17 protein-coding genes are annotated in these 18788 nt (G+C 64.3%); 16 read left to right on the forward strand and 1 reads right to left on the reverse strand.

Features of this window, described 5'->3' with window-relative positions; all coding sequences use genetic code 11:
• Window positions 1–31 precede the first annotated feature (31 nt).
• The 7 genes from CI601_RS04780 (at window position 32) to CI601_RS04810 (ending at window position 6986) form a co-directional block, all read left to right on the forward strand.
• On the forward strand, window positions 32–871 hold the full coding sequence (locus tag CI601_RS04780) for a ParA family protein (RefSeq protein WP_024627161.1): 840 nt from the start codon (window positions 32–34) through the stop codon (window positions 869–871).
• Window positions 868–1671: a ScpA family protein gene (locus CI601_RS04785; protein WP_121914517.1), complete on the forward strand. Its 804-nt coding sequence runs from the start codon at window positions 868–870 to the stop codon at window positions 1669–1671. The genes CI601_RS04780 and CI601_RS04785 overlap by 4 nt, the downstream gene beginning before the upstream one ends.
• On the forward strand, window positions 1668–2330 hold the full coding sequence (scpB, locus tag CI601_RS04790) for an SMC-Scp complex subunit ScpB (RefSeq protein ID WP_121914518.1): 663 nt from the start codon (window positions 1668–1670) through the stop codon (window positions 2328–2330). Before CI601_RS04785 ends, scpB begins: the two co-directional genes overlap by 4 nt.
• A gap of 114 nt (window positions 2331–2444) precedes the next feature.
• Window positions 2445–4364, forward strand: a complete 1920-nt coding sequence (gene typA, locus CI601_RS04795) for a translational GTPase TypA (RefSeq protein ID WP_121914519.1) — start codon at window positions 2445–2447, stop codon at window positions 4362–4364.
• 71 nt (window positions 4365–4435) lie between these two features.
• The gene (locus CI601_RS04800) at window positions 4436–4900 is read left to right on the forward strand and encodes an alcohol dehydrogenase (protein WP_121914520.1); all 465 of its coding nucleotides are present in this window, start codon (window positions 4436–4438) and stop codon (window positions 4898–4900) included.
• Window positions 4897–5883: a prephenate dehydratase domain-containing protein gene (locus CI601_RS04805; protein WP_121914521.1), complete on the forward strand. Its 987-nt coding sequence runs from the start codon at window positions 4897–4899 to the stop codon at window positions 5881–5883. The genes CI601_RS04800 and CI601_RS04805 overlap by 4 nt, the downstream gene beginning before the upstream one ends.
• Before the next feature lie 65 nt (window positions 5884–5948).
• Window positions 5949–6986 carry a prephenate dehydrogenase/arogenate dehydrogenase family protein gene (locus CI601_RS04810; protein ID WP_183129787.1) on the forward strand — a complete coding sequence of 346 codons (1038 nt, stop codon included), beginning with the start codon at window positions 5949–5951 and terminating at the stop codon, window positions 6984–6986.
• On the opposite strand, the gene CI601_RS04815 is transcribed toward CI601_RS04810, so the two are convergent.
• On the reverse strand, window positions 6976–7248 hold the full coding sequence (locus CI601_RS04815; RefSeq protein WP_121914802.1) for a DUF6725 family protein: 273 nt from the start codon (window positions 7246–7248) through the stop codon (window positions 6976–6978). The genes CI601_RS04810 and CI601_RS04815 overlap by 11 nt on opposite strands.
• A gap of 71 nt (window positions 7249–7319) precedes the next feature.
• On the opposite strand from CI601_RS04815, the gene CI601_RS04820 reads away from it, so the two are divergent.
• The 9 genes from CI601_RS04820 to CI601_RS04860 all read left to right on the forward strand — a co-directional run bounded on the left by CI601_RS04820 (window position 7320) and on the right by CI601_RS04860 (window position 18787).
• Window positions 7320–8285: a tyrosine recombinase XerC gene (locus CI601_RS04820; protein ID WP_395948001.1), complete on the forward strand. Its 966-nt coding sequence runs from the start codon at window positions 7320–7322 to the stop codon at window positions 8283–8285.
• Window positions 8286–8398: 113 nt separating this feature from the next.
• Entirely contained in the window at window positions 8399–10078 is a 1680-nt protein-coding gene (locus CI601_RS04825; RefSeq protein ID WP_121914524.1) for an ABC transporter substrate-binding protein, read from the forward strand.
• Between the two features lie 78 nt (window positions 10079–10156).
• Window positions 10157–11818, forward strand: a complete 1662-nt coding sequence (locus CI601_RS04830) for an ABC transporter substrate-binding protein (protein ID WP_121914525.1) — start codon at window positions 10157–10159, stop codon at window positions 11816–11818.
• Between the two features lie 190 nt (window positions 11819–12008).
• Window positions 12009–12935, forward strand: coding sequence for an ABC transporter permease (locus CI601_RS04835; protein ID WP_121914526.1), 927 nt, complete (start codon window positions 12009–12011; stop codon window positions 12933–12935).
• A 31-nt stretch (window positions 12936–12966) separates the two neighbouring features.
• On the forward strand, window positions 12967–13956 hold the full coding sequence (locus CI601_RS04840) for an ABC transporter permease (protein WP_121914527.1): 990 nt from the start codon (window positions 12967–12969) through the stop codon (window positions 13954–13956).
• Between the two features lie 10 nt (window positions 13957–13966).
• Entirely contained in the window at window positions 13967–15964 is a 1998-nt protein-coding gene (locus tag CI601_RS04845) for an ABC transporter ATP-binding protein (RefSeq protein WP_121914528.1), read from the forward strand.
• A gap of 37 nt (window positions 15965–16001) precedes the next feature.
• The gene (locus CI601_RS04850; RefSeq protein WP_121914529.1) at window positions 16002–16817 is read left to right on the forward strand and encodes a DUF3710 domain-containing protein; all 816 of its coding nucleotides are present in this window, start codon (window positions 16002–16004) and stop codon (window positions 16815–16817) included.
• A 4-nt stretch (window positions 16818–16821) separates the two neighbouring features.
• Window positions 16822–17508, forward strand: coding sequence for a DUF3159 domain-containing protein (locus CI601_RS04855; RefSeq protein ID WP_121914530.1), 687 nt, complete (start codon window positions 16822–16824; stop codon window positions 17506–17508).
• Window positions 17501–18787 carry a class I SAM-dependent RNA methyltransferase gene (locus CI601_RS04860; protein WP_121914803.1) on the forward strand — a complete coding sequence of 429 codons (1287 nt, stop codon included), beginning with the start codon at window positions 17501–17503 and terminating at the stop codon, window positions 18785–18787. The genes CI601_RS04855 and CI601_RS04860 overlap by 8 nt, the downstream gene beginning before the upstream one ends.
• Window position 18788 lies beyond the last annotated feature (1 nt).

Below are 18788 nucleotides of genomic sequence, written 5' to 3' on the forward strand. Positions count from 1 at the left end.
AATGCGGTCGGAAACTTGATAGGGTAGAAGCATGCCTACGGATTTGTTAGGGCGCGAGTATGAGACATTCGCCGCCCCGGAGCCTTTGAAACAGCACGGCCCGGCCCGTGTTCTCGCCATGTGCAACCAAAAGGGCGGCGTGGGCAAGACCACCTCATCCATCAACATCGCCGGATCCCTGTGCCAGTACGGGCGACGGGTGCTGATCGTGGACTTCGACCCCCAGGGCGCGGCCACCGTGGGTCTGGGCATAAATGCCAACAGCGTGGATAACACCATTTACACCGCCATGTTCGACACCTCCCTGGATGTTCACGAGGTGGTTCGGCACACCCGTTTCGACGGTCTGGACATCATCCCGGCCAACATCGATCTGTCGGCCGCCGAGATTCAGCTGGTCACCGAGGTCGGCCGTGAGCAGGCCCTGGCGGCCACCATCCGGCCCCTGCGGCAGGAGTATGACGCCATCATCATCGACTGCCAGCCCTCGCTCGGCCTGCTGACCGTCAACGCGCTGACTGCTGCGGATGGGGTCATTATTCCCGTGGCGGCCGAGTTCTTCGCCCTGCGCGGCGTGGCCCTGCTCATGCAATCCATAGAGAAGGTCCGCAGCCGCATCAACCCTGACCTGCAGATCTACGGGGTGCTGGTGACCATGTACACCAAGACCCTGCATTCGGACGAGGTGCTTCAGCGCATCTACGAGGCCTTCAAGGGCAAGGTCCTGCACTCTATCATCAGCCGGTCCATCAAGCTGCCCGATGCCACGGTGGCCGGCGAACCCATCACCATGTTCGCCCCCGAGCACAAGACGGCCAAGGAGTATCGGGAGGTCGCCCGGGAGCTGATCGCCCGCGGCATCGTGGCGTGAGCGGATCAGCGGACGGTTTCGCCGTCGACCTGGATGTCTACCAGGGACCCTTCGATTTGCTGCTGGGCATGCTGGCCAACCGCAAGCTCTCACTGACGGAGGTCTCCCTGGCCTCCATCACCGGGGAGTTTCTTGACTATGTGCGCACCCTGGACTTCAGTCAGGGATTGGACCAGGCCAGTGCCTTTCTGGATGTGGCCTCGGTGCTGGTCGAGGCCAAGAGCGCTGCCCTCCTGCCTGTGGAGGACGAATCCATGCGCGACCAGGCTTCCATGGATGCTCTTCGGGAGCGTGATCTGCTCTTCGCCAGGCTGTTGCAGTACCGGGCCTTCAAGCAGGCGGGGCAGGACTTTCGTGCCAGGCTGGCTGCCAACTCGGGCCGCTACCCGCATCCCGGCCATCTGGAGCCCGAGCTGGCCCATCTGCTGCCTGATCTGGTCTGGACCCTGAAGCCGGAGGATCTGGCCCTGCTCTGCGCCAACGCCTTGGTCAACGCTCCGGCCTCCCAGGTTCGTCTGGACCAGCTGCACGTGCCCTTGGTCGATCTGAACAAGGAGGCTGACCAGGTTCGCCAGGCCCTGCTGGTACAGCCTGGGCAACCGGTGGCCTTCGCCGATCTGGTCGCCTCCTCCAAGGGCCGGGCGCAGGTGGTGGCCCGATTCCTGGCCGTGCTGATTTTCTTTAGGCAGGAGCTGATCCAGTACCGTCAGGATGGCCCCTACCAGCCGCTCTACCTGCGCTGGGTTGGGCCTACCCAGGAGCCGGAAACGGCCTTGATCAGTGAGGGGGACTTCGCATGAGCCAAACCTCGGCTCCCGACACCCGTCCCGAATATGTGGACTTCGACGTACAGGACTTTCCGGGCGGACTGGCCGCCTGTCTGGAGGCCATTCTGGTGGCCACGGATCGGCCGCTGACCGCAGAGGACTTCTCCCGGGTGCTGGCTGTGGATCCGGGCCCGGTCAATGCCGCCCTGGAATCGCTGGCCGAGTCCTATAACGACCGAGGATTCGAACTGCGTAGGACCGCCCGGGGATGGCAATTGACCAGCCGGGCTGCCTACCAGCCCGTGGTGGCGGCCTTCGTCAAGGATGGCCAGACGGCTCGGCTCTCCCAGGCGGCCCTGGAGGCCCTGGCCATCGTGGCCTACCGCCAGCCCATGACCCGTGCCCAGGTGGGCCAGATCCGTGGGGTCAACTCGGATGGGGTCATCCGGGCCCTGCTGGTTCGAGGCCTGGTACGCGAGGAGGGCTTGGACGAGCAGACCCATGCCGCGCTGCTGGTCACCACCGACCTCTTCCTTGAGCGGATGGGCCTGCAATCCTTGGATGATCTGCCCTCCCTGGCTCCCTTCCTGCCCGACGAGGACTCGGCTCTGGCCCAGGCCCGTCAGGAGCTGTCTGAACAGCCCCAATCCCTGGATTCGGCCCAAGGTTCACCCCAGGGCGAGGAGGAGTGAACGCCTGTCACACAAGGCGGTTACACTTGTCTCTGTTTGTCCAATTCCTGGACCAAGCCAGCCGGCAGACAAGCCGGTGGAGGCATGGATAGCATTCACGAGAATGAGGTTTTGATGGCGGTACGCGGCGATATACGAAATGTGGCGATTGTGGCACACGTTGACCACGGCAAGACCACCCTGGTCAACGCCATGCTGCAGCAGTCGCACGTCTTCTCCGAGCGGGAGGAGGTGCCCGACCGGGTCATGGACTCCAACGACCTGGAGAAGGAGAAGGGCATCACCATCCTGGCCAAGAACACCGCCGTCAAGTACACAGGTCCGCTGGCAGCCAAGCTGGGCGAGCCCGACGGCATCACCATCAACGTGGTGGACACCCCCGGCCACGCTGATTTCGGCGGCGAGGTGGAGCGTGGCATCTCCATGGTCGACGGTGTGGTCCTGCTGGTGGACGCCTCCGAGGGGCCCCTGCCTCAGACCCGCTTCGTCCTGCGCAAGGCCCTGGAGGCCAAGCTGCCCGTCATCCTGGTCATCAACAAGACCGACCGCCCCGATGCCCGCATCTCCGAAGTGGTCTCCGAGACCACCGATCTGCTTCTGGGCCTGGCCCAGGATGTGAGCGAGGAGGGAGTGGACCTGGATCTGGATTCCCTCCTGGACCTGCCGGTCATCTACTGCGCAGCCAAGGCCGGCAAGGCCTCAGTCAACCAGCCTGCCGACGGCGCCGTGCCCGACAACGACGATCTGGAACCCCTCTTCGAGGCCATCCTGACCAACATCCCTGCCCCGGAGTACGAGGAGGGTGCCCCCCTGCAGGCCCATGTGACCAACATCGACGCCTCCGACTACCTGGGCCGTCTGGGTCTAGTGCGCATCTACAACGGCACCCTGAACAAGGGCCGCCAGTACGGCCTGTCGCGCGTGGACGGGTCCATCGAGAACTTCAAGCTGACCGAGATTCTGCGCACCAAGGGCCTGCAGCGCTCGCCGGTGGACGAGGCTGGCCCCGGTGACATCGTGGCTGTGGCTGGTGTGGAAGACATCATGATCGGCGAGACCATCGTCGACCAGGACGATCCCCGCCCCCTGCCTCTGATTCACGTTGACGATCCGGCCGTCTCCATGACCTTCGGCACCAACGACTCGCCCCTGGCCGGCACCGAAGGCAAGGATCACAAGCTGACCGCCCGCATGCTCAAGGACCGCCTGGACCGCGAGCTGATCGGCAACGTCTCCATCAAGGTGCTGCCCACTGACCGGCCCGATGCCTGGGAGGTCCAGGGTCGTGGCGAGCTGGCTCTGGCCATCCTGGCCGAGCAGATGCGCCGCGAGGGCTATGAGCTGACTGTGGGCCGTCCCCAGGTGGTCACCAAGACCGTGGACGGCAAGATTCAGGAGCCCATGGAGTCCGACACTATTGACGTGCCCGAAGAGTACATGGGCGCGGTCACCCAGCTCATGGCCGATCGCAAGGGCCGCATGGAGACCATGACCAACCACGGCTCCGGCTGGGTCAGGATGCAGTTCACTGTGCCCTCCCGTGGCCTCCTGGGCTTCCGCACCGCCCTGCTGACCGCCACCCGCGGCACCGGCATCTCCTCGTCAATTTCCGCCGGCTACGCCCCCTGGGCGGGCGACATCAAGACCCGGCAGAACGGATCCATGGTCTCCGACCGCTCGGGCAAGGCCAGCCCCTACGCCATGCAGAAGCTCCAGGCCCGTGGCGAGTTCTTCGTAAAGCCCCAGTCGCCGGTCTACGAGGGACAGATCGTGGGCATCAACAACAAGCCCGGCGACCTGGACATCAACATCACCCTGGAGAAGCACATGACCAACATGCGTTCCTCCACCGCCGATGTGCTGGAGACCCTGACCCCGCCCATCGACATGAGCCTGGAGGAGTCCCTGGACTTCGCCAACGATGACGAGTGCGTGGAGGTGACTCCCGAGTCCATCCGCGTGCGCAAGATCATCCTGGACAGGGATGCCTGGTACAAGTGGAACGCCCGCCAGCGCAGGGCCAACAAGAAGTAAACCCGCTCTCACAAGCAGATCAGACCGACCCGGCCGCCCCACGGTGACCGGGTCGGACTAGTCTTGAACCCATGAAGTCTCAGGTTTCCAAATCCAAGGACCAGGCCCCCACCCATTCGACCGGGGAGTCAGGCATGGCGAGCCCCTTCCGTTGCTTGTTGGGCCTGCCCATCGGCCTGGCGGTGGGCGTGCTGGGAACCCTGGTCCAGCGCTCCGGGGCCGCTCAGGGTCTGCCCTGGGGGATGGTCCTGGCCTATCTGCTGGTGGCCCTGGCCGCCTGGTGGGTCCGTTGCGACAGCGGCACCATGGGTCTGGCACTGCACTTGGTGGCCTCGACGGTCATGGTTTGGCTGCTCTCCATGCGGGGGCCGGGCGGCGATGTGCTCATGCCCTACGCCAACTTCCCTACATTCTTTGCCAAGTATGCGGTCTTCCTCTGGATGGGCGGGCTGGTCCTGATCCAGACCCTGGCCATCTGCCTGCCGGCCTCCTGGTTTGCCGACGGCCCCCTGCGCCGTCAGGGGCGGTCAGCATGAGTCAGGATTCGTCAGAAAGGCCGGCGACTGTGCCCGACCGGGTTCCCCTGTACTTCCTGGGTCCCGAGGGAACCTTCACCCATCAGGCCGCCCTTGAGGCCGCCAACCTCATGGCAACAAGGCTGGACTGCAAGGCTGACTTGTGCCCCTGCCCAGATGCGGCTGGCATCGTGGCTGCCGTGGAGGAGGGTCGAGGCTGGGGAGTGCTGGCCTGGGAGAACAACGTGGAGGGCCATGTGGTGCCCAACATGGACGCCCTGATCGACGCCCAGGCGGTAGCGGGTTTTGGCATGGTCCGTCTGCCCATCGTCTTCGACGCCTTCGTCCGGACCGACCATGGCCCCCTGGACCAGGTCGCTGCCCATCCCCATGGGCTGGCCCAGTGCAAGGGCTTCATCAAAGAGACCGGCCTCAATCCGGTGACAGCCAACTCCAACGCCGCTGCCTGTCGTGATCTGGGCCCCAACCAGGTGGCTCTCGGGCCGCGCATCTGCGGAAGCCTCTACGGACTGGAGACCTACCGGCGCGAGGTGCAGGACTATCAGGGGGCCCGCACCGACTTCCTGCTGCTGGCTCCCCGGGAGCAGGCCGCCCGGCTGGCACGGCGTCTGGCGCCGGGCGGGGATTTCGAGTCCATCGTCACCTTTATTCCCCTGAACACCGGACCGGGCGTGCTGGCCAACCTGCTGGACCGCCTGCGCGATGCGGGCCTGAACATGACCTCATTCATGTCCCGGCCCATCAAGGGGCACGACGGGACCTACAGCTTCGTAGCCAGCATCGACGCCGCACCATGGCAGAAGGGTCTGCATCAGGTGCTGGCCGACCTGCTGGACAAGGGGGACTGGCTCAAGACACTGGCGGTCCATCCGCGCACCCCGCATCCAGCGCCCCCCATCCGTGAATGGATGCTGCCCAGGGCGGGGGCCTTCCGGGGTGAGGACCCCGATTCCGAGACGATCAGCAAGGAGTTGTTATGGTAGATGAATCCGCGCCCTTCCCACACATGGATCTGTCCGGTCCCGAGCACATGCACCCCATGGCAGGCATGGCCGCCTCACCGGTGCTGACCTCGGCCCACAAGATCGCCGTGGCAGGGCTGGGCCTGATCGGCGGATCGCTGGCCCGCCGTCTGGCTGCCCGGGGACGGTTCGTGATCGCCTGGAACCATAATGACCGTCCCTATGAGCAGGCCCGCAGCCAGGGGATCCATTGCGTGGACACCCTGGAAGAGCTGGCCAAGGGCAAAGCAGACGTGCTGGTGCTGGCCACCCCCTTGCGGGCCATGCCCGAGGTGCTCAAGGCCTTGGCTCCGGTGCTGACCCGGGGCACCACCCTGACCGACGTGGGCAGTGTCAAGGGTCCGGTCCGCCAGCAGGTCGAACAGGCCGGTCTGGCCGATCGTTATGTAGGTGCCCATCCCATGGCCGGCAGCGAGGGCTCCGGTTACGAAGACTCGGATCCGGCCCTCCTGGAAGATGCCCTCTGGGCCCTCTGCGTCGATGAGCAGACGGACTACAGCCGCTTCCTGACCGTGGCCGACATGGTCACCCAGGGGCTGGGCAACCGGCTGATCGCCCTGGACGATGCCACCCATGACCGGGCTGCGGCACTGATCTCGCACATGCCTCATGTGGTGGCCACCGCCCTGGCCAACATGCTGACCACATCGCCTGACCGCCGTGTGGCCTCGGCCCTGGCGGCCGGATCCTGGCGTGACATGACCCGGGTGGCCCTGACCGATCCTGAGCGGACCCGGGCCATGGTGGAGGAGAACGCCGACCAGGTGGCCGACCTTCTGGATGACTTGGTCGAGAATCTGCAGGGCATGGCCTCCCTCTTGCGGGACCAGGAGCCGGCGGCCGATAAAAAGCGCCAGGACTTCTTCCTCCAGGCGGACCCCTTCCGGCGTTACAAGGCCGCCCTGGGCGACCAGGAGCAGACGCCCACCACCGACCTTGAGCTGGATCCGCAGGGGGGCAACTGGCGTCAGGAGCTGCTGGATTCAGCCCTGCGCGGCGAGCAGGTCTCGGCCTTCCTGACCACCAGCCGGGCCCGGGTGCTGCACCCCCCGGTCATCGACTGAGATCAGGCGGGTCCGGGCGGGGCGAACGGCGTTCCGGGACCGGCTTCAGTGCCACCATGTCTCCTGCTTGCAGGGTCACACGTTCCCCGGGACGCGACCCATTGGCCACCGGGTCCCTGTCCAGGATCAGCCGATGTCCGTCCCAGTCGACCACATGGCCCACGTAGTCGCGGAACTTGGGCCTTCCGTCTTCCGGGTCCGATCCCAGGGCAATCCTGACCACCAGCCGTGCTCCGGCCGGTATGGTTGCTGGCAAACGCATGGCCATCCACCTCCGGGGTCAGTATCGCCTGCGGCTGCGACGAGGGCGAAAGCGCCTAGACTGTATTGCACATGCTGCACAGCCAAGCGAAGGGAGCGCCCGTAGTGGACCAGGATCTGCAGGACTTCACCGACTATCTTTCCCGGGTGGCAGGCAAGAGTCCCAATACCGTCCGCTCCTACCGGGCCGACCTGGCGGGCTTTCTGCACCTGATGCATCTGCATGGCATCGATGATCCCGCGCAGATCGACCTGGCCACCATCAGGTCCTGGCTGGCTCACGAAGCCGCCACCCACGCCCGCTCGACCATGGCCCGAAAGACAGCCGCACTGAGGTCCTTCTTCGGCTGGCTGAGCCGGCACGGCCGCATCAAGACCGACCCGACCCTGGCCCTGAGCAGCCCCAAGCAGTCCGAGCACCTGCCACGAATCCTGACGCACGACCAGGCCCGCAACCTTATGGATACCGTCGACCAGGATCCGGTCGAGCCCAGGGAGGACCAGGAGGTTCAGGCGGCCCTGCAGGTGCGGGATGCGGCCATGCTGGAGCTGCTCTACGCCACGGGCATGCGTGTGGCCGAGCTCTGCGGACTGGACCTGGATGACGTGAACCGGCACAGCCGAACTGTAAAGGTCCTGGGCAAAGGGTCCAAGGAGCGGGTCCTGCCCTATGGCCTGCCCGCCGATCGTGCTCTGGACCGTTGGCTGGGGGAGGGGCGACCGGTCCTGGCAGGCGCAACGGCCAAATCGGCCCGCAAGGCAGGTCAGGCCCTCTTCCTGGGTCAGCTGGGCGGCAGGGTTGGTCAGCGTCAGGTCCGCAAGGTGGTCCACCAGGCGGCCGGTCAGGCCGGGGTGCCCGACATCGCCCCCCATGCCCTGCGGCACTCGGCCGCCACGCATATGCTGGATGGGGGAGCCGACCTGCGCGAGGTTCAGGAGATGCTGGGTCACTCCTCCCTGAGGACCACCCAGCGCTACACCCACGTCTCCATCGAGCAGCTGCGGGCCCGGTACAGGCAGGCTTTTCCAAGGGCCTGAAATCCGGCAAATGAGACAGGACTTGTCTTGGGAAACATCCTGGTATCAGAATATGGGGTATCTTTCGGGATACAGGCGAGACGTTGATAACCAGCTAAAGGGGAGCGGCAGGAATGAAGAGAAGTTCACAGCTCACGGTGGTGTCAGCGTTCATCTGTGCCTTGGCGCTTCTGGCCAGCGGCTGCGGTAGTGGCGGCAGCAGTACCGATACCGAGGGTGCCGAGCAGTCGTCCGGCGACCAGGCCAGCAACAACGCCGTGGTCTCGGTCCATGGGTGTGAGCCGGCCAACCCGCTCATTCCCAGCAGCGCCGCGGAAAGCTGCGGCGGACAGGTCGTGGACGCCATCAACTCCAAGCTGATCCGCTTCGATGACCAGGGCAAGGCCCACAACGATCTGGCCTCGGAGATCAAGGGCAACGACGACATGTCCCAGTACAAGGTCACCCTGGCCGACGGGCGCAAGTTCTCGGATGGCACCCCGATCACCGCCAAGTCCTTCACCAGGGCCTGGTCCTGGAGCGCCAATGTGTCCAACGGCCAGCTCAACGCCAGCTTTTTCTCCAACATCAAGGGCTTTGATGACCTGCAGAAGCAGGGCGTGCCTACGGATGCCCAGTTCTCCGGATTGAAGGTCATCGATGACAAGACCTTCACCGTGGACCTCATCTCGCCCTCGTCCACCTTCCCCATTCAGGTGGGCTATACCTCTTTTGCGCCCCTGCCTGAATCCTTCTACAAGAATCCCAAGGCCTACGGGGAGAACCCGGTCAGCTCGGGTCCCTACAAGTTCGAGTCCTGGCAGCACAACGTCATGATCAAGCTTCGCAGGAACGACGGCTACGACGGGGAGGTCAAGGTCCGCAACGGCGGCATCGACTACAAGGTCTATACGGACCTGGGTTCCGCCTATTCCGATGTGCAGGCGGGCAACCTGGATGTGATCGACAGGATTCCCACCTCCGCTGTCAAGACTTTCATGACCGACAGCATGGTTCAGAGTTATAACAAGCCCGGCTCCACCCTGCAGATGTTCACCATTCCTACCACGATGGAGCATTTCGGCCAGGATCAGGAGGGCCACCTGCGCCGCCTGGCCATCTCCATGGCGATTGACCGGAAGATGCTGATCGACAAGGTCCTGGGCGGTCTGGGTGTGCAGCCCACCGACTTCACCGCGCCGACCATTCCAGGCTATACCAAGGATCTCAAGGGTTCGGACAACCTCAGGTACAACGCCAAGAAGGCCAAGGAGTACTGGGCCAAGGCCGATGCCATCAGCACGTGGCCGGCCGACAAGAGCTTCCAAATGCTTTACAGTTCGGATGGCGGTGCCAAGGACTTCTACGACGGCATGGCCAACTCCATCAAGAACACGCTTGGCATCAAGGCCGAGGCCACTCCCGTGCCCACTTTCAGCGAGTTCCGTGGCAACATCAAAAAGCGCCTCTATAACAATGCGGCTTTCAGGTCTTCATGGTCGCCCGACTATCCATCGCCTGAGAGCTATCTGATGAGCAACTTCGCCAGCTCGGCGGCCGATGGCAACGGATCCAACGACGGCGACTACAAGAACCCCAAGTTCGACGCCCTGTTGAAGCAGGCTGCCAAGGCCAAGGACACCGATGAAGCCAACAGGCTCTTCCAGCAGGCTGAGGAGATCCTTCTACAGGACATGCCGGCGGTTCCGCTCTATTATGGAAACAACATTGGCGCCTCCGCCAAGAAGGTCCATGGGATGCGTCTGGGCTGGGATGGCTATCCGATCTTCCCGGAGCTGTCCAAGGACCAGTAATGATCGTGCCGGAAACGGCATGAACCGCCGTCGATGACTGGCGGTTCGGGAAACCAACCAAAGGAAAGAGCAAGATATATGAAGAAGCAATCGGCCCTGACCATTGCGGGTGCCGGACTGTGCGTCATGGCACTCACGCTGGGTGCCTGCGGCGGATCCGGTGGATCGGACTCCTCTGCCAAGGGGGCCAACGGTGGCAGCTCGAATGCCGTCATCTCGGTCTTCAACCCTGAGCCGGCCAATCCGCTCATCCCCAGCATGACCAACGAGGTGGGGGGTGGCAACCCCATCGACGTCATGTTCTCCAAGCTGGTCCGTTTTGACGACAAGGGCAAGCCAGTCAACGAGATCGCCAAGCAGATCAAGGCCAACGAGGACAACACCCAGTACACCGTGACCATCAACGACGGCTGGAAGTTCTCGGACGGCACCCCGGTGACCGCACAGTCCTTTACCAAGGCCTGGTCCTGGGCGTCCAGCATCGCCAACAAGCAGCTGGGCTCCAGCTTCTTCGCCAACATCAAGGGTTATGACGACCTGCAGAAGGAGGGCACCCCCAGCGATGCCCAGCTGTCCGGCCTGAAGGTCATCGACAACAAGACCTTCACCGTTGATCTGACCTCGCCTTCCTCCACCTTCCCCATCCAGGTGGGCTACACCGCTTTTGCGCCCCTGCCTGAGTCCTTCTACAAGGACACCAAGGCCTTCGGCGAGAAGCCGGTGACCGTGGGACCCTACAAGTTCCAGTCCTGGGAGCACAACAAGTCCATCAAGGTCGTCAAGGACCCCGCTTACAAGGGCGGCGTCAAGGTCAAGAACGGCGGCGTGGAGTTCCGCTCCTACACCGATGCCACCGCAGCCTACCGCGACGTGCAGGCCGGCAACCTGGATGTGCTGGACACCCTGCCCGCCTCGGCTCGTAAGACCTTCCAGACCGACAACACGGTCCAGGCCATCAACGACCCGGGCTCGGTCATCCAGATGTTCACCATCCCCTCCTACATGAAGCACTTCGGCCAGGATCAGGAGGGCAAGCTCCGCCGCCAGGCCATCTCCATGGCCATCGACCGGCCAACCATCATCAAGAAGGTGCTGTCCGGAACCGCCAAGGAGGTCCACGACTTCACCGCTCCCGTCATTCCCGGCTATTCAACCAGCATCAAGGGATCCGACGTGCTCAAGTACAACCCGTCCAAGGCCAAGGAGCTCTGGGCCGAGGCCAACAAGATCTCCCCATGGGGCGAGGGCGACACCTTCAAGATCGCCTACAACGCCGATGGCGCCCACAAGGAGATCTACGACGCCGTGACCAACTCCATCAAGAACGCCCTGGGCATCCAGGCTGCAGGCAACCCTCTGCCCACCTTCAGCGAGTTCCGCTCCAACGTGCAGAACCGCAAGTTCACCGACTCGGCCTTCCGCTCCGGTTGGCAGCCCGACTACCCCTCGCCTGAGAGCTACCTGTCCAGCAACTTCGCCAGCTCGGCAGCCAACGGCAACGGGTCCAACGACGGCGACTACAAGAACCCCGAGTTCGACGGCCTGATGGACAAGGCAGCCTCCGCCAAGAGCATCGACGAGGCCAACAAGATCTACCAGCAGTCCGAAGAGCTGCTCTTCCGCGATCTGCCCGCAGTTCCGCTCTACTACCAGAACTCCAACGGCGTGGCCGCCAAGAACGTCCAAGGATTCTCCTTCAACTGGAAGGGCGTCCCTGCTTACTACAACATCAGCAAGTGAGGTGACGGGAGCCTGAATCCCGCACCTGACAGCTGACACCGCCCGGGCCGGCGCGGAAGGATCCATTCCGCGCCGGCCTTGGTGTCTTTGCACCCCTGTTGAGGTGTGCTGGTAGACTCAAACAAGAATTTTTGCGGCGGCCCCGATCCCCATGCCGATCCCGGTCGCGGATGACAAAGGAGAATAGCCGATGGGAAAATATCTTCTGCGACGTATTCTGCAGATGATCCCCGTCGTTCTCGGCACGACACTGCTGATATACGCGCTGGTCTTCGCGCTTCCCGGCGACCCTGTGGCCGCCATGTTCGGAGACAAGCCGGTCAACCAGGCCGTTGCCGCACAGATACGTTCGGAATACAATCTCGACAAGCCCTTCATCGTGCAGTACGTGCTCTTCCTGAAGAACGCGCTGACCCTGAACTTCGGCAACACCTTCGCCGGCCAGCCCGTGATCAGCGTGATCGGCAGGGCCTTCCCGGTGACCATCAAGCTGGCCCTGATGGCCTTCGTCTTCGAGGGCGTCTTCGGCGTGATCTTCGGCATCATCGGCGGCCTGACCAAGGGCAAGTGGTCGGACAACATCATCCTGGTCCTCTCCCTGCTGCTGATTTCGGTGCCTACCTTCGTCACCGGCTTCATCCTGCAGTACCTGTTCGGCGTCAAATGGCATCTGCTACCGGCCACAGCCGGGGCCAATCCGGGCTTCATTGATCTGCTCATGCCGGCCGTTGTGCTGGGGTCGGTATCCATGGCCTCCATCATCCGTCTGACCAGAACGGAGATCACCTCCAACATCTCCGAGGACTACGTGCGCACGGCCCGGGCCAAGGGCATGAGCAACCGGTCCGTCATCGTGCGGCATGTGCTGCGCAACTCCCTGATCCCCGTGGTCACCTACCTGGGCGCCGACATCGGCGGACTCATGGGCGGGGCCATGATCACCGAGCGCATCTTCAACATCCAAGGCGTGGGCAACACCCTTTACCAGGCCATCCTGAGGGGCGAAGGCACCCTGGTGGTCTCCATCGTGACCATTCTGGTCCTGATCTTCGTCATCACCAGCCTCCTGGTCGACCTGCTCTACGCAGTGCTCGATCCGCGGATCCGGTATGCGTGAGGGAGAGGGACCGACTATGAGTGAAACGGCAATGAACGAGTCAAGCGAACAGAACGAAAGCCAGGCCCGCGTCTACTTCCCCGACCCCCTGCCGGGGCAGGAGCGGTTCGTGGCCCCCATCGACGAGACGCCCCTGCGCGAGGTGGACTCGGTGGATGAGGACGTGCCGCCCACCAGCATGTGGGCCGACGCCTGGAAGACCCTGAGGCGCAACCCGCTCTTCATCATCTCCTCTATCCTGGCGATCGTGGTCATCCTGGTGGCGCTTTTCCCCAATCTCTTCGCCAGGCAGGACCCCATGGCCTGCAGCCTGTCCGACTCCCTGGAGCCCGGCCGGCCCGGGCACCCCTTCGGTTTTGACCTGCAGGGCTGCGATGTCTACAGCCGCGTCATCCACGGGGCCCGGACCTCGGTGGCCATCGGCATCATGACCACCATCCTGGTCACCGTCTTCGGAGGCCTCATCGGCGCCATCGCCGGATTCTTCGGGGGCTGGGTCGACGCAGTGCTCAGCCGCATCACCGACATCTTCTTCGCCATCCCCATGATCCTGGGCGCCATCGTGCTCCTGCAGATGTTCCGCACCTCCACCTCCCTGTGGAAGATCATCCTGACCCTGACCCTCTTCGGCTGGGTCAACATGGCCCGAATCACCCGAAGCGCCGTGCTGGAGGCCAAGAACCTGGAGTTCAACACCGCTTCCACGGCCCTGGGCTCCACGCCCCTGCGCAACCTCTTCCGACACATCATGCCCAACTCCCTGGCCCCGGTCATCGTCATGGCCACCATGTCGCTGGGCACCTACATCGTCTCTGAGGCCACGCTGAGCTTCCTGGGCATCGGCCTGCCCTCCACCGTGGTCTCCTGGGGCGGGGACATCTCGACGGCCCAGAACCTCCTGACCACCAACCCCTCGGTCCTCTTCTATCCCTCTGCAGCCCTGGCCATCACCGTGCTGGCCTTCATCATGATGGGCGACGCGGTCAAGGATGCGTTGGATCCCAAGAGCAGAACGGCCTGAGTGAGGAAGCATGACTGAAGCAGACAAGAACATGACTACCAATCAGGAGCAGCAGCCCCTGCTCGACGTGCGGGACTTGCAGGTGGACTTCACCGCCGATGGGCGCACCGTCCACGCAGTTCGCGACGCCTCCTTCAACGTCTACCCCGGCCAGTGGGTGGCCATCGTGGGGGAGTCCGGCTCGGGCAAGTCCACCTCGGCCATGGCTGTGCTGGGTCTTCTGCCCGGCACCGGCAAGGTGACCGGCGGCAGCATCAAGCTCAATGGCCGCGAGCTGGTGGGCCTGGATCGCAAGGACTACGAGGCGCTGCGTGGCTCCCAGGTGGGTCTGGTCCCGCAGGATCCCATGAGCAATCTGAACCCGGTCTGGCGCATCGGCTCCCAGGTCAAGGAGGCGCTGACCGCCAACCACATGGATGTCTCCCGGGAGAAGCGCTCCCGGTTGGCCAAGGCCCTGGCCAGCGATGAAGAGGTGACGCTCAAGAAGTCCGACGACGAGCTCTTCATCTCCTCCAAGGACCTGCCCGGCCTGCTGGAAGCCGCCCGTCAGGCCCTGAGCGATGCCGGGGTGGCCGACGTGGACAAGACCATGGAGGCTATGAAGGCCGAGTGGGATGTGGGTTCCGAGACCCGCTGGGGCGTGGCCAAGTCCCTGATCGACGCCGGTGTGGATGACGATGCGGCCTGGAAGCTGGCCAAGGAGCATGTGACCGGTTCGGACATGGATGACCGCATCGCCGGTCTGTTGTCTGAGGCCGGGCTGCCCGAGGCCGCCACCAGAGCCCGACAGTATCCGCATGAGTTCTCCGGCGGCATGCGCCAGCGCGCCCTGATCGCCATCGGCCTGGCCTCCCGGCCCGACCTGCTGATTGCGGACGAGCCCACCAGCGCCCTGGATGTGACCGTCCAGAAGCGGATTCTGGACCACCTGCGCAATCTGACCGAATCCCTGGGCACCGCCGTGCTCTTCATCACCCACGACCTGGGTCTGGCAGCCGAGCGCGCCCAACACATCGTGGTCATGTACCGGGGTCAGGTGGTGGAGTCCGGGCCCAGCCTGGAGGTCCTGCAGCACCCCCAGCACCCCTACACCAAGCGGCTGGTCCAGGCCGCGCCCTCGCTGGCCTCCCAGCGCATCATCTCCGCCAAGCAGCGTGGCCAGGATGCCGAAGACCTGCTGGAGCACCACGTCAAGGGCGAGAGCACCCTGGAGCGCAGCGAGCACGTCATCACCGTGGAGCACCTGACCCGCGAATTCAGGCTGCCCCGGCGCAAGGAGATGTTCAAGGCCGTGGACGACGTCTCCTTCTCGGTCAAGCGGGGAACCACCCTGGCCATCGTGGGGGAGTCCGGCTCCGGCAAGTCCACCGTGGCCAACATGGTCCTGCACCTGCTCAAGCCCACCTCGGGCCGGGTGACCTACGAGGGCCAGGACATCGCCGGCTTCGGCAGCCACGAGCTCATGGAGTTCCGCCGGCACGTGCAGCCGGTCTTCCAGAACCCCTACGGCTCCCTGGACCCCATGTACTCCATCTACCGCTCCATCGAGGAGCCCCTGCGCATCCACAAGATCGGCAACGCCAAGTCCCGGCAGAAGCGGGTCAAGGAGCTGCTGGACATGGTGGAGATGCCCGAGTCGGTCATGGGGCGCTACCCCAACGAGCTCTCCGGTGGACAGCGTCAGCGCATCGCCATCGCCCGGGCCATGGCCCTGAATCCGGATGTGATCATCTGCGACGAGGCCGTCTCCGCCCTGGACGTGCTGGTCCAGGACCAGGTGCTGCGGTTGCTCAACGACCTGCAGGCCGAGCAAGGGCTCAGCTACCTGTTCATCACCCACGATCTGGCCGTGGTCAGGCAGATCGCCGACGAGGTGGTGGTCATGCAGCACGGCCGACTGGTGGAGCATGCCACCACCGACGAGGTCTTTGACCACCCGCAACGCCAGTACACCAAGGATCTGCTGGACGCCATCCCCGGCGGCAAGCTGCGCCTGGGTCTTGACTAGGTATCCTTTGCACAGACTCACAAGGAAATGAGGCATCATGGGATTGTTCGGTTTCGGCAAGAAACGCGCCAAGAAGCAGGCTGAGGAGGCCGTCGAGGAGTCCAAGGAGCTCGACGAGTCCAAGGACGCTGAGGAGTCCACGGAGAAATCCGACCAAACCTCTCAGGCTGACCGCGATGAAGCCGAGCAGAGCGGGAAAGGCCCCTGGGACAGCATGGATTCCGAGGCCCCCGACACCGATGAGTACCTGGACATCGGCGCCCTGATGCTGCCCTTCCTCAAGGGTAGCGAGCTAAGGCTCAAGGCCAACTCGCAGACCGGCGACGTGCTGGGAGCCACCATCACCTACGGGTCCTCAAGTCTGGAGCTGGAACCCTTTGCGGCGCCCAAGTCCCTGGGCCTCTGGGACGAGGTCAGGGCCGACCTGCTCAAGGCCAACCCCTCCTGCAAGGAGGTGGACGGCGTCTTCGGCAAGGAGCTGACCCTGCCCGTCAAGGTCAAGGGCAAGAACCTGCTGACCCGGGTGGTGGGCATCGACGGACCCCGTTGGATGCTGCGAGGCATCTTCTCCGGCCCTGCGGCCAAGGGCGGCAAGGAGAAGGATGTGCTCGACGGCTACCTGGCCGACCTGGTGGTGGTCCGTGGCGATGAGCCCCTGGCCCCTCGCGACCTGGTTCCCATGCATGCGCCCATCACCCCCAACCAGCGTCGAGGAGAAGCCGAAGATTCGGAGTCCAAGGACGATGAGAGTGCGCAGATCCCCGGCAGGCCGGAGGGCCCCTTCGATTCGGACCAGCAGACCGAGGTGAAGACCACACTGTCTCGCGGACCCATGTTCTCGGAGGTCCGCTGAGGCTGTGAAGCAGAAGCATTCCGGGCTGGCAGCGCTGGCCGACGACGATTTCTCTGTCATGGAGGCCATCGGCGGATGGCGGGGGATCGTCGAGTCCCTGCTGCCGGGGCTGGTATTCCTGGTTGTCTTCCTGGTGACCAGCCGTCTGGGGCTGACCGTGGCGGTTTCGGCGGCCCTGGCCGTCGTGCAGCTTCTGATTCGTCTGATCCAGCGGCAGTCCTTTCTGGGGGCGCTGGCTGGTCTGCTTTCGGTGGGCATCTGCCTGGTGGCCGCATGGCTGACCCGGGATGCACGCAACTATTATCTGCCAGGATTCCTGACCAACGGATTCTGGATCATCGTTCTTGGGGCCTCGCTGTTGGCACGGATGCCTGGCATAGGGCTGCTGGTGGAGTACCTGCGCCGACCTGTCGTCTCAGGCTGGAGACAGTGGCTGGCCTCCTGGCGGGGCGAGCCAGAGCTGGTCCGGGCCTATAACCAGGTTACCCTGGTCTGGATCGCCGTCTTCGCGCTGCGCCTGCTGGTCCAGGTGCCGCTCTACCTGACTGGTTCCGTCGGGTTACTTGGCGCCGCACGCCTGATCCTGGGCCTGCCCCTGTTTGCTCTGGGCATCTGGGTCAGCTGGCTGCTGATCGGCGGTCCCTATCATCGTCGTCAGGCCGACCAGGAGGTTCATGCCGATCATGACTGAGACCAGGGTTCGTCTGCGCATCGAACGCTATGCAGACCAGGGCCGTTGCGTGAGCCACCTGGAGGACGGCCGGGTGGTCTTCGTCCGCTTTGCCCTGCCCGGGGAGCTGGTGGAGGTCCTCCTGGACGAGCCTCACGGCCGGGCCGGCAGATTCGCCACGGGCGAGGTCACCCAGGTGTTGGAGGCCAGCCCTGATCGCCGTGAACCTGTCTGGCCTCTGGCTGGACCCTTGGCTTGGGGAGGCGGTCTGGGTGGCGCCGATCTGATTCACGTCAGCCTGCCCGGTCAGCTGGCCTGGAAGGCTGATCTGATTGGTCAGCAGATGTCCCGTATGGGCGGGGTGGACGTCCAGGTGCCTGTGGTCCGTGTTCCGGGCGATGAAGATCTGGGCGGCCTGCACTGGAGAACCCGAATCGAGCTGGTGGCCGACGACCAGGGGCGCCCTTCCATGCGCCGTCGGGGTTCGCATGACCGTCTGCCGATTCAGACCATGCCCCTGGCCACCCAGGAGCTGCTGGACCAGGCCGACGAACTGGGCATCTGGGAGGGCGGCCTGCCGGCGGGTGCCCGCATACGCCTGGCCGTGCCCCAACCGCGCGATGGGGGACCGGTCGGCGACAACTACGCCCTGCTGGTGGATGGCCGCCTGAGCCAGGGGAGCCGCCTGTTGACGGAGCGGCTGGAGGCCGGGGCAGGACCTGTCTACCAGGTTCGGGCCGACGGATTCTGGCAGGTCCACCGCCAGGCACCGATCGTGCTGACCAAGGCGGTCCTGGACCAGGCCAGGCAGGCTCTGGATGGGGTCGCCGAACCGGTCATCTGGGATCTTTACTGCGGATCGGGGCTCTTCACCCTGCCCCTGGCTGCTCTGGCCGAAGGACGGGCCCGGCTCCTGACCGTGGAGGGATCCGCCGGAGCCATTGCCAGCGCGAAACACAACGTGAAGCAGGCCGGACTGGACCGGGTGGCCCTGCGTCGAGGGGACGTGGCCAAGGTCCTGGCTGGCGGTGTACCCAAGGGGCTGGGCCATCCCGACCTGATCCTGCTGGATCCGCCCAGGGCCGGCGCCAAGGCTCAGGTCTGCCGACTGCTGGCCGCCAGCGGGGCGCAGACCATCATCTATGTGGCCTGCGACCCGACCAGCCTGGCCAGGGATACGGCCACCCTGATCTCCCTGGGCTACAGTCCCAAGCATCTTGAGGCCTTTGACATCTACCCGATGACCCACCACGTGGAGACCGTGGCGGTCTTCACCCGCACGACGGGAAGGCAGCACTGAC

Origin of the sequence: Bifidobacterium sp. wkB344, assembly GCF_003688305.1 — a bacterium.
In the GTDB taxonomy this organism is placed as follows: Bacteria; Actinomycetota; Actinomycetes; order Actinomycetales; family Bifidobacteriaceae; genus Bombiscardovia; species Bombiscardovia mizhiensis.